Raw genomic sequence first — 14,418 nt, forward strand, 5'->3', positions numbered from 1 at the left:
CCGGACGCATAACCGAGTATAACTTCAATATGCTGTCCGAGAAGTACCAGAACGAGCAAAAGGAGCTTGAAACAAAAATAAGACAGCTTCACGAAATGATGGAAGCCGCCGTACAGACCGCAGCGGATGCTGAAAAGTGGATTGCCCTAATGAAACAGTATGTCAACCCTGTGGAGCTGACCGCCGAACTTCTGAACACTCTAATTGAAAAAGTAACCGTCCACGAAGCTGTCAAGGGCGAGGACGGAAGTCGTGAGCAGGAAGTAGAAATCTACTACCGCTTCATCGGCAAAATCGACTGACCTTTCTTTTTTACCCAACAATATCTTTAATTAAGGGAAACGGGCGAGTCTTATCCAGATATTACACTTTTGCCGGCACTAGCAAATATATTTGAAACAAGTATTGATTTGTTGGTGGGGATGGATACGATTCGTGCGGAAACAACACGGTACAACATTCATAAAAAAGCTGTTGATTATCAGCGAAAAGGAGATTATGATTCTGCAGAAAAAACTTATCGGGATGCATTACTGATTTATCCCAATAAACCAGGGATGATTCTTGGACTAGCAAGTACATTAGCATTAAAGGGTAATACAGATGAAGCTATCGAATTAATGGAAAGAGGATTGCCTATATCAATTAATGAGAAACAGAAAGCCACTATGCGTGCAACCCTATGTTTCTTATATTTGAAAGCAGGATGCGAGGATAAAGCTAATAGACTTGCATCTGAACTTCCTCATACAAGAGAAAGTCGTGAAGTGATTCAACCACTAATCCAACAAAGTTTGTCTGAAAGTGAAATAAACGAAAATATAAAAAATATCTTGCTTGGTGATGGAAAAGGTATTTGGTGAAAAAAGTTCGTTTCAGATTATAGTGATATTTTAGATAATAAAGACAACTTCAAGTTTTCCGGATTAATGTATGTTATATCTATAGCAAGATGAAATTAGAATAAAATCAGGTAAAATAAACCTTGAGATTCTGTAGTGGTCAAGCATTTTTGTAACACTTTGTTCGATAAATACCTATCTGTAATGAGCTTCCATTGGTGTTAAATAATCATTGTACGAATGAGGACGAACATAATTATACCAATTGATATATTTCATGGTAAGTTCATCCATCATCTCCACACTTGAAAATTAGGTTACATTATAAAAATTGCTTTTAAAAGTGTTATAAAATCTTTCCATTGGAGCATTATCATAAGGACAACCGACCTTACTCATGCTCTTGGTTACATTATTATCTTTACAGAAATTCACAAAATCCCATGAGGTAAACTGTACTCCCTGATATGAATGCAGAATCACTTTAGGATAGTTTTCTTTTTTAGTGCTGTTTTAAGTGTGTTTATTGCTAAGTCCGTATTGATGTAATCACTGTTTAACGAAGCAACAGCCGACCTGTCAAATAAATCAATTATTGAACAGTTGTATCTGAATTTTCCATTTGGCTGACGCATATATGTAAAATCAGTGCACCATACTTTATTTTTGCAGTCGACAGTAAAATTTTGGTTTAAGAGATTGTCAAAGATTTTATTCTTTTTCCCAGCCTTGTATCCCGGTTTGGAATGCATGATTACGGCACATAAATTTAATTCTTTATTCATGTATTTATGCATGGTGGTATTGCTTAATTCATAGCCATAACGTTTGATGAAAATGCGCATAGCCCTATATCCTATAACACGATTATTGTTATAGTACACATATTTTATAAGTTCAAAAATGTGTTCCAAACGTTTGTGATATTCACGCTTGGCATCTTTTTTGTTAAGAAGTTGATTTAATCTTCGTATTTCCTTTGCGTCATTAGACTCGGATGTTGTATTGGTGGTATAAAGGCATTCTTCCCTGTATTCGTTAGCCCACTTGTTAACGGAACTTTTTGCAACATTGAATTCAACAGCAAGTTGATGTATTGATTTGTCGCCTGCCATATAGGCTTTAACTACTTCTTTTTTGAAGTCTTCGCTGCAACGTATTGACATAATGATGTCCTCCTTGTTTGAGTAATATTATAATATATTATTCGAACGAGGTGTTACAAATTTAGTTTACCACTACAAATCCTTAAAAAGACTGCTGAAAAACAAATCGCAGATAAGAAGCTGGAGGAAACATATAAAGAAATGAAAGAAGCTGATGTCGTGGCACAATGGGGAATAAAGGACATAAAGGAATTTGAAAATAAAGTAGCAAAAGGTCCGGAAGAGCCTAAAGGACTGATTAGTGCAAAATCTTACAGAGAAAAGATTGTTATACCGTTTCTTGCAGGTTTAAACAGAATATTTAAAAGAATAGTAAAAATGGCAAAAAGCTGCTTTGCGGAATCCATAGAACTAAAAAAGAAGCTGGAGCAGATGGATGCAGATAGGAAAACGTTGATAAGAGATAATGATGAACTTAAATGGTCTAAAGAATATCTGGAACAGGAACTTGATGAAAAGAATGAAAGGATTTATGAATTGGAAGAATCAGAGTTTATGCTTGGATTTTTTAGACGATTTGTTAAGGATGAAGACTATGAAAAGATTGTGGAGATGGGGAAGGAGGAAAGGGAAAATAACAAGTTTATACGTTAGAGATAAGAGAGTTTAATTATAATATATGTCTTTAATGTGAATACGCTTATAATAGAATTATATTTATTTAGGGGGAGTGTTATGATAAAATGTAAATGTGTTTAGAGTAAGATTATTAAGGCAATAAACAGAATGAAATCTTCAATTAATTAAAGCAAGAAGATGTATAAATTTAATATAAGATTGAAGGAGAAAAAATATGTTAGTAAAAAAAATATGTGTTGTAATAGTGGCTGTAATAGCTATTATTTTATTAATTATTGAATATATTAATCGTACTAGAAAAATGAAGAAATATGATTTAGAAAAATTATATAGATGTAAAGATATGGGAGAAGCTTTATTGAATTTTTTTAGTAGTTTATATATTCCGGCTGTGTTTTATATATTTTCATATAAGTGGAATTCAGGTAATGAATACATAAGGGGAATAATAATTGTTATTTTATTTAGTCTTTTAGTTGAGCTTAATATGAGAATATATATGTATAAAAAGAAAATAAGATATAAAGAAAAGTATGATAGGTAATTATAAAACGGTGTGTTAGTTAGTTTTAAAACAGAACTTGTGTTCGAATGCACTATGTAATATAATTATAACTAATGCAGTTGTATTTCAAAAGGAGTATAAATTTACATTATGAGAACAATGTTATTAAGCTTTAAACCTAAATGGTACAACTTAATTAAGGATGGAAGTAAGATATTTGAATATAGGAGAATATTTCCAGATGAGGAAATAATGGCTTATATGTATGTGAGTAGCCCAATGAAACAAATTGTTGGGAAGATTCATTTAGGGCGAAAGATCGATATAAATACATGGAAGGAAAAGTATAAAGATGACAGTGAAATTTGTAAAAGAATAGACGAGTATTTAATTAGACATAAATATGCAATGCCGGTGTTGTCTTTTCAAATGACTAAGGAGATTGAATTAAGAACTTTACAAGAATTTGATTCAAAATTTGTATGTCCGCAAATGTATTATTATTTAGAAAATTATCCCAAATTGTTTGAATTTATTAAGAAAAATGCTATAGAAATAGGAGAATTAAAGGTAAATTCGTTTGAAGAAATAGATAGAGATGATATATGCAGGAAGAAATATTAGGAGGTTTGTATGGGAGATTTTGGCGATGCAGAAAGAAGAATATTATCATTTATGGTAGAAGGAACCGAATTTGAGTTTGAAGATAGAAAATATGTAGTTGAATTATCAGGAAAACCAACGTGTCATAAAGGAGAGCCGAAGACAGATATTTATGTTTTGGCAAAATCATCATTAGATGAAAAAGAAATAAAAATATCATATAAAAAAGAAAATGCAGATTTTATAGAAAATAAAATGAGCGCTGAAAGAGCAGAGCAATTATTTGGAAAAAATTGGGCAAAGATTATTGAAGATTCAACCACATCTATTATGAATAGATTTGAAGAGAGAATGTTAATATACAAAAACAAATTTAAAAGAACCGAAAAAGGTGCAATAACACTAGGATGGAAATTTGAATTATTAAATAAAATTAGTGGTGATTTGTCTGGAAAAATGAAGTTAACAGAGAATCAAGTAATTGATGTTTATGCAGGGAGTAATTTAGCAGAAGACAAAAGAGATGCTATGGTTAATGGAAAAGTAATCAAGAATAGTGGTGTTGCAAATTATTTATTAATGGATGAGAACATTAATTCGGTACAGGATATAATCGATAAGATGATTCCTATAAAGGATTATGTAAAAATGCATCCTGATATTTATTTTGCTTGCAAAGCACTTAATTATAGATCATTTGCAAAAAAATGGGATGGTAATAGACCACTTTCTGTACAAGTAAATTGGAGTGCTAAACATAATAAATTAATTCCTGAGTTAAGTTTTGACCATCCTTTAACTGTTAAAGGAAATGAGGTTGCGAATAGATTAATACACTATATGAAAACGTTGAATATAGAAAATACAGATGATATTGATGAAGACAATGCAGGAACAGATAGAATAAGTTGAGGAGAAGACATGGCTGTTATTTTAGAAGAGCGTGGTAGAGGTAAATTTAAGCCTGCACCAGAGTATAATGTAAATGAAGTTAGAGAATTACTTAATAAGAAAATAGAAGAAGAGAGAGAAGCATTTGAAAATTGCAGTGAAGAAATTGAATTTGACAAACTTAGCTATGATTCTAAAAAGTGGAATTTAGTATCATTATTTTCAGGATGTGGAGGATTAGATTTAGGATTTGAACTAGCAGGATTACAAGCAGTGATGGGTAAAACTGTAATGGAAGAAGCGTTTAGAGACAAAAGAGTTTTTGATGAAAATATTGATAACAATGTCTTTAATACAATATATGTAAATGATATCTTTGACGAAGCGAGACAAACCTATGCTCAAAATGCTGGAAAATATATTTATATGGATAAAAGTGATATAAGAAAAATTAAAGAATTTCCAAAAGCGGACATTGTTCTGGGCGGATTTCCTTGCCCTGGATTTTCAGAAGCGGGTCCACGATTAGTGGATGATAAAAGAAATTTCTTATACCTTCATTTTATTCGCTGTTTGATGCAAAGTAAACCTAAAATATTTGTTGCCGAAAATGTTAAAGGAATGATGACTCTAGGAAAAGGAGAAGTATTTAAACAGATTGTTCAGGACTTTGCAGCAGCAGGGTATAAAATTTATCATAAACTTCTTAATTCAGCAGAATATGGAGTACCACAAATTAGAGAACGAGTAATTTTGGTTGGAGTAAGAAATGACATAGATTTTGAATATGTTCATCCAAAGCCAACCCATGGATATGGGGTTAATGGATTAGAAGAAGTTGTGACTTTACATGATGCAATTGGTGATTTAGAGGAAAATCCGGGAGAATATTTTGTTGGCTCATACTCAACTATTTTTATGTCGCGTAATCGAAAAAAATTATGGAGTCAGCCAAGTTTTACTATTCAGGCATCAGGACGACAGGCGCCTATACATCCGGGTGGAGAACCTATGGTAAAGGTAGGTAAGGACAAATATATATTTAGTGATGGAGAAGAGAATAATAGAAGATTGTCAGTTAAGGAAATTGCAAGAATTCAAACATTTCCAGATTGGTATGAGTTTAGTAGAGGTACAAGCAACAGAAATGCAAATTCAAAGCTTGATTTAGTTTATAAGCAGATAGGAAATGCTGTACCGGTAAGGTTGGCATTGGCAGTAGCAGAACCAATAGCAGAATTTACAAAAGAACAGTTGGAAAAGAAAGAAAAAGAATGCGCAGTTGTTCGTAATGTTGGAGAAGACAAACGAATGATGGCATAAATTGAGTTTACAAGGAGAAAATATGAATATTGAGTTATTAGATTTTGAAAAAGAAAATTTTGAAGGGAAAGAAAATAAAAAGGTTATGTTGTCTGAGGAAGAAATTAATGAAAAATATGAAATTGGAGAGGCAAGAATTGTTACAGAACAAGGAGCTATTAAATTACCGCTAGTAAAAGATGTTTTTACAAACGGTAAATATGACAGAAAACCGATATATCAAAGACGAATTACTTGGGATAATAAAAAGCGCTCTCGTCTTATCGAATCATTTATAATGAATATTCCAGTGCCACCTATATTCATATATGAAGTAGAGTATGGTAAATATGAGGTGATGGATGGTCTTCAGCGTATTTCGGCAATTATGGATTTTTATGATAATGAATATGCATTAGAAGGTTTAACGGAATGGCCAGAATTAAACACAAAAAAATATAGTGAATTACCTAAAAAAATAAAAGAAGGTATTGACAGACGACAAATATCAGTAGTGTCATTACTAAAAGAATCAGCTAAATCTCAAGAACAAGAGCAAAGAATGAAAAGGATGGTATTTGAAAGACTAAATACCGGTGGAGTTAAATTAGAAGATCAAGAGATAAGAAATGCACTATATAATGGTGAATTTAATAAATTGTGCAAGGAACTTTCGACAAATACAACATTTCGAAAATTGTGGGGAATACCGGTAAGTGTTGATGAAGATAATAATACTAAAGAACTATATCAATTAGATACAGTAGATTCATTGGATGTGGCGGATGAACTCGCTTTAAATAACTTATATATGAGAATGTATGATGTTGAATTAGTATTAAGGTTTTTTGCGATGAGACATGTTAATGAATATTCAGGGCAATTATCTGATTTTTTAGACAAGTGCATGATTTTTGGAAACACTATTTTAGAAGAAAATTCAGATAGAGGAGATGTGCTAAAAGAATTATTTATAAATACGATTGAAATAGCAAATAAAATGTTTGGAGATAAAGCTTTTTGTCAATACAAAGAAATTAGAAATCAATTTAAATGGTCAAAACCACAGAAGATGATTTATGATTCACTTATGTTGGCATTAACAAAATATGATATAAATAGTGTACCAAATAACAATAAACTAATTACACAATATATGGAAAAAGCATATAAACAAAACGAAGAAATGTTTAACGGGAAAAAACAATCAAAAACCGATATATTAAATAGAGCCGACTTTTTCGAAAAAATTGTTCAGAATATATTAGAAGGAAATATGGATGAATAGAATTAACATAAGTAAGGATGAGTATTTAAACAATTTAAAAGATATACGAAATTATATTACATGTATGGAAGAACAACATTCATTAATAGACAATTTTGATAGGGAAAATTTAGATGTGAATATTATAAAACAAAGATTTACAAAAGTGATGAGCACCCCAGTGGTTTATAATGCTGTAATCATAAGTTTGTATGGGTGCTTTGAAAACTATATTGATAAAATTGCTGATTCATTATTAGATTTTTGGGTGGAAAAAGCAGACAGGTATGTCAATTTAGCAAATGAAATTAAGCAAAAACATATAAAGAAAAGTGGAGAGTTTTTGGTGAATTCAAATAGGTTTAAAAATTTTGAAATTAATGAACTAGAGGTAATTAAAAATTTATATTCGTGTTTTGAAGAAGAAAAATTTTCACTTAATAAAGAACTTTTGTTAACGCATAGTGGCAATTTAGGAATAGATCAACTAATAGAGTTGTTTAATGATTTGGGAATAAAAAACTCTAAAGCAAAAATCTTGGGAAAAAAGAAGTTTGTCGAGTATATAAAAAATAAAAATGAATTCTCAGATGAAAAAGCAAAAGAGTACATTAACAAGAAAAAAGGTGGAGATGTTAATAGACTGTTTGAAGAATTAACACAATTAGTTGAACAACGAAATAAAGTTGCACATGGCTGGTGCGTAGATACCAGGCTATCAAATAGTGTGTTGGTCGAACAAATAATACCATTTATGGAAATGATGGGACAAGTTATTTGCGACATATTCGAGGAAGAATTAATCATAATTCTACAAACGTGCGGCTTATTAAATGAAATCGATATGATTATCGATGTGTACAATAATAATATATTATGTATTAATAGTAAAAAATCAAGATTAAAAGTAGGGGAGTATATTTTTGCGTATACGGGGAAGGATTACAATAGATTTAAAATATTGAATATTCAGCATAATGAAAAAGATATACAGAAAGTTGAAGAAGATAATATAGATGTTGGAATTTTTGTTGATGGATATATTAAAAAAAATTGGAAATATTACTATACATAATACATAACTTTGAATAAGTAAGGTGAAAATATTATTTTAATCCACTGTTGAATTTGTGCAGTCGTCAAACTGTCGTCATTTTTCTCTGCAAATAGAAATAATGACAGCACAGGCAACCAAAACAAGTAGGAAATACAACGAAAACTAAATAGAAAACACTAAGCAATGATGAGATAATTTCGTGAAGGTGGTAGAACAGTAGGTTCAGGTAAGGTAGCTACAATTGTTGAATAATTAACGTTATCAATGAATAGAGCGCAAGCTCACTATAAATAAAGAAAACCACGGTCGTGTTTACACGAAACCGTGGTTTTCCTTTATTTATGGGGCTCGTAAGCATTCTATGAATGCCGCGAGCTTATTGATTGCGTAGCAATCAATAAGAGAGGTTGATGCGGAATAGTAGGCATTCCCGAAATTTTCGGGGATGCCTAAATATTTTGTTTTCAACACTACTTAATTTTTACCCAACCATATTGAACCTAAGCGACACTATATAATTGAAAAACAAAAAAGTGCACGTTTGTTTATCATAGGAGGTTAATAGTGAATAAGGCGGATGCAGACAGATTAATAATTAAATATCAGCCGAAGGTTTTGGGATTTGCAATGTCCAAAGTTAGAAATATATCAGATGCAGAAGAATTGATTAGAGAATAAGCAACGATCAACTATAATCTTGAATTTGGTAAACAATCATGTTAATATAATCATACAATGTAAGTGTAACAAGTGTTGCACATGTGGGCTGGTCGAAAGACCCAGGTCCAACCTGATCGGCGGGGAGGCTCCCCGCCATTTATTGTATTAGAGGAGTTTGACAAATGAAAGAATTTCCATTTTTACTTTATAAAACAGAAAAGGAAGATATTTACATTAATGCTTTAATTAAAGATGATTCAATTTGGTTGACGCAGAAAGCAATGGCGGAATTGTTTGGAATAGATAAATCAGGCATTAGTCGTCATCTTGCGAATATTTTTGAAACAGGTGAATTGGATGAAGAAGTGGTTGTTGCAAAAATTGCAACAACCACTCAACATGGAGCAATAGAGGGAAAAACCCAATCTAATTCTACTAATTTTTATAATTTAGATGCAATCATTTCCGTAGGCTACAGAGTGAATTCTATTCGAGCTACTCATTTTCGTATTTGGGCAACAAACGTTTTAAAGGAGTATATGACAAAAGGATTTGTGCTGGATGATGAACGATTAAAACAGGGAAAGACTGCATTTGGTAAAGATTATTTTAAAGAATTACTCGAAAGAGTTCGTTCTATTCGTGCGAGCGAAAGAAGAATCTGGCAACAGATTACGGATGTTTTTGCTGAGTGTAGCATTGATTATGATAAAAATGCGGAGATTACACATCAGTTTTATGCAATGGTGCAGAATAAATTCCATTATGCAATTTCGGGACAGACAGCAGCAGAAATTGTTTATTATAGTGCAGACCATATAAAGGATCATATGGGGCTTACTACATGGAAGAATGCTCCTGATGGTCGGGTATTGAAATCAGATGTAACTATTGCAAAAAACTATTTGGATGAAAAGCAAATTCGTAGTTTGGAGCGTGCGGTGACAGGTTATTTTGACTACATAGAAGATTTGATTGAACGTGAAAATACATTTACGATGGAAGAATTCGCGGCAAGCATAAATGAATTTTTGGCATTTAGAAGGTATGAGATTTTACCTGATAGGGGAAAGATTTCGAGAAAGATGGCAAATGATAAGGCTGAACAGGAATACCAAATTTTTAATAGAACTCAAGTTATTGAATCGGATTTTGACAGGGAAGTGAAGAAGATGATTCAAAAGAATGATGATTGAAAAGAAACTATGTCATTTTAATTGTGGCGGTTAGCGTAGTTTTGTTATATACTAAAAGTGTCGTCAAAGTGTCGTCAAATTTTTCGAAAACTAAAAATAGTGACGATATAAGATATAGAAAAAGTCTATAAACAGGCGATTTGAGAATTAGAAAATTAAGAAAAAAAGTCAATAAGCTCCGTGAATGATGGGCATTCCCGAAATTTTCGGGGATGCCTAAATATTTTGGATAATTAGATTAGTATCATTAAATTAAAGTCGGTAATTTATCCACTAACAGAGGGCAAGTTCCCAAGATTTTTTTTATTTTCATTCATTTTATTGCTCCTATAATTTATAATATTAATTGTATATATAGAAATAAAAAATATATACACGCAAATCGGGGATAGCAATGATTGACAAAACATTTTATGCTATAATAAATGATAATTAAAATAAAAAGAAAGAAGACATTATGATTACACATCCAATTGAACCAATATATAATCAAAAATCAAAAATTTTAATATTAGGTAGCTTTCCATCTGTTAAATCCAGAGAAGAAGGATTCTTTTACGGACATCCACAGAATAGATTTTGGAAAGTATTAGCTGCCATATTTAATGAAAATATACCACAAACAATTCAGGAGAAAAAAGAATTTTTGCTTAATAATAAAGTGGCAGTGTGGGATGTAATTCATTCATGTGAAATTACAGGGTCTTCTGATAGTAGCATTAAAAATGTTGAAGTGAATGATTTGACAAGAATATTAAATACAGCAGATATAAAACAAATATTTGTTAATGGAAAGAAAGCGTATTCACTTTATAACAAATATATGAAACAGATAGTGATGAAAGAAGCAATATGCCTTCCATCCACAAGCCCTGCAAATGCTGCATGGAATATAGACAGACTTGTTGAAGCATGGAAGATTATAAATGAGTGATTAAATAAGAAATATATATAGCAATAATTAGAATAGAAAGATAGCAAAATATAATTTATAAAATAATTAGAATTTGAACAAAACAATAATAAACATATAACTTGCAAAAGGGAGTAAATAATTTTATGAAAATATATTACTATAATGTAGAAAAATTATCTGATAAATCAGTATATTCAAAATATTATGAAATGATGGATGAAGATAGGAAAAATAAAATAGATAGAATAAATCAGGAAGATAAAAAAATGCAAAGTCTTGCAGCTGGAATTCTTATACAGCATATAAGAAAAACTGAAAAAGAAGACAGTAAGATATTAATTGACAAATATAACAAGCCTTCATTTGAAGATGGTAAAATTAAATTTAACATATCACATTCAAATAAGTATGCAGTAGCTGTTGTTTCTGATTATGAAATAGGGATAGATACTGAAGATGTTAAAAGAAAGAATAAGTTTACTATGAAAGAAAGAAGGATTGTTAATACCTGCTTTGCTCCTAAAGAACAAAAATACATTTATGATATAGGAACAGAACAGGGAAAACTTCAGAGATTTTTTAGGGTGTGGACTATAAAAGAAGCTTATGTAAAAATGGAAGGGACAGGAATGATAAGACCATTTTATACATTTGAAGTGGATTTCGAAGAGGAAAGGCCAAAAATTATTGCAGACAAAGAGACGATGATAACTGAAATGAAAATTGGAATAAGCAATTTAGTGTCAGTATGTCATAACATAAATGATAATGAATATACGATAGAGAAATTATAAAATAATAGAAAATATGAAAATAGAGAAAATAAATGGCAACTAGATGGGTAATTCTTTATTGGTTATAAGAGATATTAAACATAAATATATTATAGTAGGAAAATAATAAAGAATACAAAACTAGAAAAAAGTTGAAGTAAAGATTGTTGTAATCCTAACTTCAACTTCTTTGATAAAATTATTTACACCAACGACCAGAGGCTCCACAAGGAAGAACCAGACCATTGCCGCTTACAGGAACTCCAATTTCATCTGAAGTAACAGTCCCACCAAATTTGGATTTAACTTCAGTTGATAACATATAAGTTAAAACTGAAGGTGCAAGACCTGTAGTATATGAATTAATTAAGTAAAATAATGGATCGTCAGACAAGACTTCCGTACATAATTTTACAAAATCATAAATGGAATCTTCTATTTTCCAAATTTCACCACCAGGACCACGGCCGTAAGAAGGTGGATCCATTATGATTGCATCGTATTTGTTGCCACGACGTATTTCTCTTTTTACAAATTTAGTGCAATCATCAACTAACCAACGAATAGGTGCGTCTTTTAATCCGGAAGAAACAGCATTTTCCTTTGCCCATGTTACCATGCCTTTAGAAGCATCAACGTGAGTGACAGAAGCACCCGCATTAGCAGCAGCTAAAGTTGCACCACCGGTATAAGCAAATAAATTTAATACTTTAATTGGTCGACCGGCATTTTTAATTTTTTCAGAACACCAATCCCAATTTGTTGCCTGTTCAGGAAATAAACCTGTATGTTTGAAACTAAATGGTTTAAGGTTGAATGTTAATTCTTTATAATTAATAGACCATTGTTCCGGTAAATCAAAGAAATCCCATTGACCACCGCCTTTTTTACTTCTATAATAATGCCCATTTAATTTATTCCAACGTTTATCTTTCTTTGGAGTATGCCAAATGACCTGAGGATCAGGTCTAACTAATATGTAATCACCCCAACGCTCTAGTTTTTCGCCGTCTGAAGTATCAATTACTTCATAATCTTTCCAATTGTTAGCAATCCACATAATTAATATAAAATCCTATCTTTAAAAATTTTAATCATTGTATTATAATGACCAATGGTTATATATTACAATTTGAGAAAATAAAAGTCAATAAAAGCAGAAAACTACCTATTATATATAGAAGAAAGAAATTAAAGAGTAAATTATGAGATTTAAATTTAAAAATGAATTTTGGAATGATAGTGTAGAAAAAGTATTGATAAATAGCCAAATTAAGTAAAATAAAATTTTTTGAAAAAATGGTTGCAATTTATATTTTCATGTTGTATACTAATTCATGCTGTGACATTGATAGCGTTGAAACGAGAGGTTGCTACAGTAATGTAGGTTTTCCGCGGAGCGAATGTCAAGTTAGGAAACTGGCGACAAGTCACTGTACTAAAAACGAGTCCACCATAGAAGTGGAAACACGTGGGTAAGTTGTGAATAATCACAAAACACACGGAAAGGTTGTACAGTCACCGCTTGTCGTGCTAATAGTACGAAAAGGAGGCGGCTTTTTTTATGGCACAAGTAATGAGAATCACATTAAAGGCTTATGATCACAAATTAATCGATCAGTCAGCTGCAAAAATTGTTGAAACTGCAAAGAGTTCAGGAGCAGAAGTTAGTGGCCCTGTACCACTTCCAACAAAGAAGGAAGTAATCACAATTCTTAGAGCTGTACATAAGTACAAAGACTCAAGAGAACAGTTTGAACAGAGAACTCATAAGAGACTCATTGATATTGTTACACCAACACAGAAAGCAGTAGATGCTTTGGCAAGATTAGAAATGCCAGCAGGTGTATATATCGACATTAAGATGAAGAATAAATAATTCATCGCAATTTACTTATTTTAATAGGTAAAAAACGAAATAGTGAATTATCCTTGAAGGTTTAAATAGATTGAACTGTTCTAGGATGATCGCGGTGGCGCGATCCGCTGTAGATTAACAGGAGGTAATTAATATGAAGAAAGCTATTTTAGCTACAAAGGTTGGAATGACTCAGATTTTCAACGAAGATGGAAGTTTAGTACCAGTAACCGTTCTTCAGGCTGGACCATGTGTAGTAACACAGGTTAAGACAGTAGAAAATGATGGATACAGTGCTGTACAGGTTGGATTCGGTGAAAAGAGAGAAAAGTTAGTCAACAAGCCAATGAAAGGTATGTTTGACAAAGCTGGAGTTCCTTACAAGAGATTTGTAAGAGAATTTAAGTTTGAAAATGCTGAAGAGTATTCAGTGAAAGACGAAATCAAGGCAGACATCTTTACTGCTGGAGACAAAGTTGACGCATCAGCAATTGCAAAGGGAAAAGGATTCCAGGGTGCAATTAAGAGACATGGTCAGTCAAGAGGACCTATGGCTCACGGTTCTAAGTATCATAGACATGCCGGATCAAACGGTGCATGTTCAAGCCCAAGCAAGGTGTTTAAAGGAAAGAAAATGCCAGGTCATATGGGTGCTAAGAAGGTAACAACACAGAACCTTGAAATTGTTAGAGTTGATGCAGAAAACAACTTAATCCTAGTAAAGGGCGCTGTACCAGGACCTAAGAAAGCTTTAGTAACTATTAAAGAAACATGTAAGTCTGGTAAGTAGATTTTGGAAGGAG

General features: G+C 31.8%; 17 protein-coding genes. 14 read left to right on the top strand and 3 right to left on the bottom strand.

Features of this window, described 5'->3' with window-relative positions; translation table 11 throughout:
* On the top strand, positions 1–302 hold a 302-nt coding region (locus CCC31_RS11655), incomplete at its 5' end, for a DUF4368 domain-containing protein (RefSeq protein WP_290851757.1).
* 120 nt (positions 303–422) lie between these two features.
* Positions 423–863: a tetratricopeptide repeat protein gene (locus tag CCC31_RS11660; protein WP_290851760.1), complete on the top strand. Its 441-nt coding sequence runs from the start codon at positions 423–425 to the stop codon at positions 861–863.
* 174 nt (positions 864–1,037) lie between these two features.
* On the opposite strand, the gene CCC31_RS12740 is transcribed toward CCC31_RS11660, so the two are convergent.
* Positions 1,038–1,145, bottom strand: a complete 108-nt coding sequence (locus CCC31_RS12740) for an IS3 family transposase (RefSeq protein ID WP_363348547.1) — start codon at positions 1,143–1,145, stop codon at positions 1,038–1,040.
* A 176-nt stretch (positions 1,146–1,321) separates the two neighbouring features.
* Entirely contained in the window at positions 1,322–2,008 is a 687-nt protein-coding gene (locus CCC31_RS11665; protein WP_199663674.1) for a DDE-type integrase/transposase/recombinase, read from the bottom strand.
* Positions 2,009–2,149: 141 nt separating this feature from the next.
* Between CCC31_RS11665 and CCC31_RS11670 the strand changes: the two genes are divergently transcribed.
* The 10 genes from CCC31_RS11670 to CCC31_RS11715 all read left to right on the top strand — a co-directional run bounded on the left by CCC31_RS11670 (position 2,150) and on the right by CCC31_RS11715 (position 11,778).
* Positions 2,150–2,602 carry a hypothetical protein gene (locus CCC31_RS11670; protein WP_118565294.1) on the top strand — a complete coding sequence of 151 codons (453 nt, stop codon included), beginning with the start codon at positions 2,150–2,152 and terminating at the stop codon, positions 2,600–2,602.
* A 199-nt stretch (positions 2,603–2,801) separates the two neighbouring features.
* Positions 2,802–3,131, top strand: coding sequence for a hypothetical protein (locus tag CCC31_RS11675; protein WP_118565293.1), 330 nt, complete (start codon positions 2,802–2,804; stop codon positions 3,129–3,131).
* Positions 3,132–3,242: 111 nt separating this feature from the next.
* A complete protein-coding gene (locus CCC31_RS11680) occupies positions 3,243–3,716 on the top strand; it encodes a hypothetical protein (RefSeq protein ID WP_118565292.1) in 474 nt (157 codons plus the stop codon).
* A gap of 9 nt (positions 3,717–3,725) precedes the next feature.
* Entirely contained in the window at positions 3,726–4,607 is an 882-nt protein-coding gene (locus tag CCC31_RS11685; protein WP_118565291.1) for a hypothetical protein, read from the top strand.
* 9 nt (positions 4,608–4,616) lie between these two features.
* Positions 4,617–5,909, top strand: a complete 1,293-nt coding sequence (locus tag CCC31_RS11690; protein WP_118565290.1) for a DNA cytosine methyltransferase — start codon at positions 4,617–4,619, stop codon at positions 5,907–5,909.
* A gap of 22 nt (positions 5,910–5,931) precedes the next feature.
* Positions 5,932–7,176, top strand: a complete 1,245-nt coding sequence (locus CCC31_RS11695; protein ID WP_118565289.1) for a DUF262 domain-containing protein — start codon at positions 5,932–5,934, stop codon at positions 7,174–7,176.
* Positions 7,169–8,230 (top strand): HEPN domain-containing protein, encoded by a 1,062-nt coding sequence (locus CCC31_RS11700; RefSeq protein WP_118565288.1) that lies wholly within the window; start codon positions 7,169–7,171, stop codon positions 8,228–8,230. Before CCC31_RS11695 ends, CCC31_RS11700 begins: the two co-directional genes overlap by 8 nt.
* Before the next feature lie 824 nt (positions 8,231–9,054).
* Positions 9,055–10,068, top strand: a complete 1,014-nt coding sequence (locus CCC31_RS11705; protein ID WP_118565287.1) for a virulence RhuM family protein — start codon at positions 9,055–9,057, stop codon at positions 10,066–10,068.
* Between the two features lie 457 nt (positions 10,069–10,525).
* A complete protein-coding gene (locus tag CCC31_RS11710; protein ID WP_118565286.1) occupies positions 10,526–11,002 on the top strand; it encodes a DNA-deoxyinosine glycosylase in 477 nt (158 codons plus the stop codon).
* A 125-nt stretch (positions 11,003–11,127) separates the two neighbouring features.
* Positions 11,128–11,778: a 4'-phosphopantetheinyl transferase superfamily protein gene (locus tag CCC31_RS11715; RefSeq protein ID WP_022088588.1), complete on the top strand. Its 651-nt coding sequence runs from the start codon at positions 11,128–11,130 to the stop codon at positions 11,776–11,778.
* A gap of 178 nt (positions 11,779–11,956) precedes the next feature.
* On the opposite strand, the gene CCC31_RS11720 is transcribed toward CCC31_RS11715, so the two are convergent.
* The gene (locus CCC31_RS11720) at positions 11,957–12,817 is read right to left on the bottom strand and encodes a class I SAM-dependent methyltransferase (protein WP_147586695.1); all 861 of its coding nucleotides are present in this window, start codon (positions 12,815–12,817) and stop codon (positions 11,957–11,959) included.
* Positions 12,818–13,321: 504 nt separating this feature from the next.
* On the opposite strand from CCC31_RS11720, the gene rpsJ reads away from it, so the two are divergent.
* Together rpsJ and rplC are read left to right on the top strand one after the other, a co-directional pair.
* Positions 13,322–13,636, top strand: coding sequence for a 30S ribosomal protein S10 (rpsJ, locus tag CCC31_RS11725; RefSeq protein ID WP_022088586.1), 315 nt, complete (start codon positions 13,322–13,324; stop codon positions 13,634–13,636).
* Between the two features lie 133 nt (positions 13,637–13,769).
* Positions 13,770–14,405 carry a 50S ribosomal protein L3 gene (gene rplC, locus CCC31_RS11730; protein WP_022088585.1) on the top strand — a complete coding sequence of 212 codons (636 nt, stop codon included), beginning with the start codon at positions 13,770–13,772 and terminating at the stop codon, positions 14,403–14,405.
* Positions 14,406–14,418: the final 13 nt, after the last annotated feature.

The sequence above is a fragment of the Eubacterium sp. LMAG:50 genome, assembly GCF_008680265.1.
GTDB classification, from domain to species: Bacteria; Bacillota; Clostridia; order Lachnospirales; family Lachnospiraceae; genus Eubacterium_U; species Eubacterium_U album.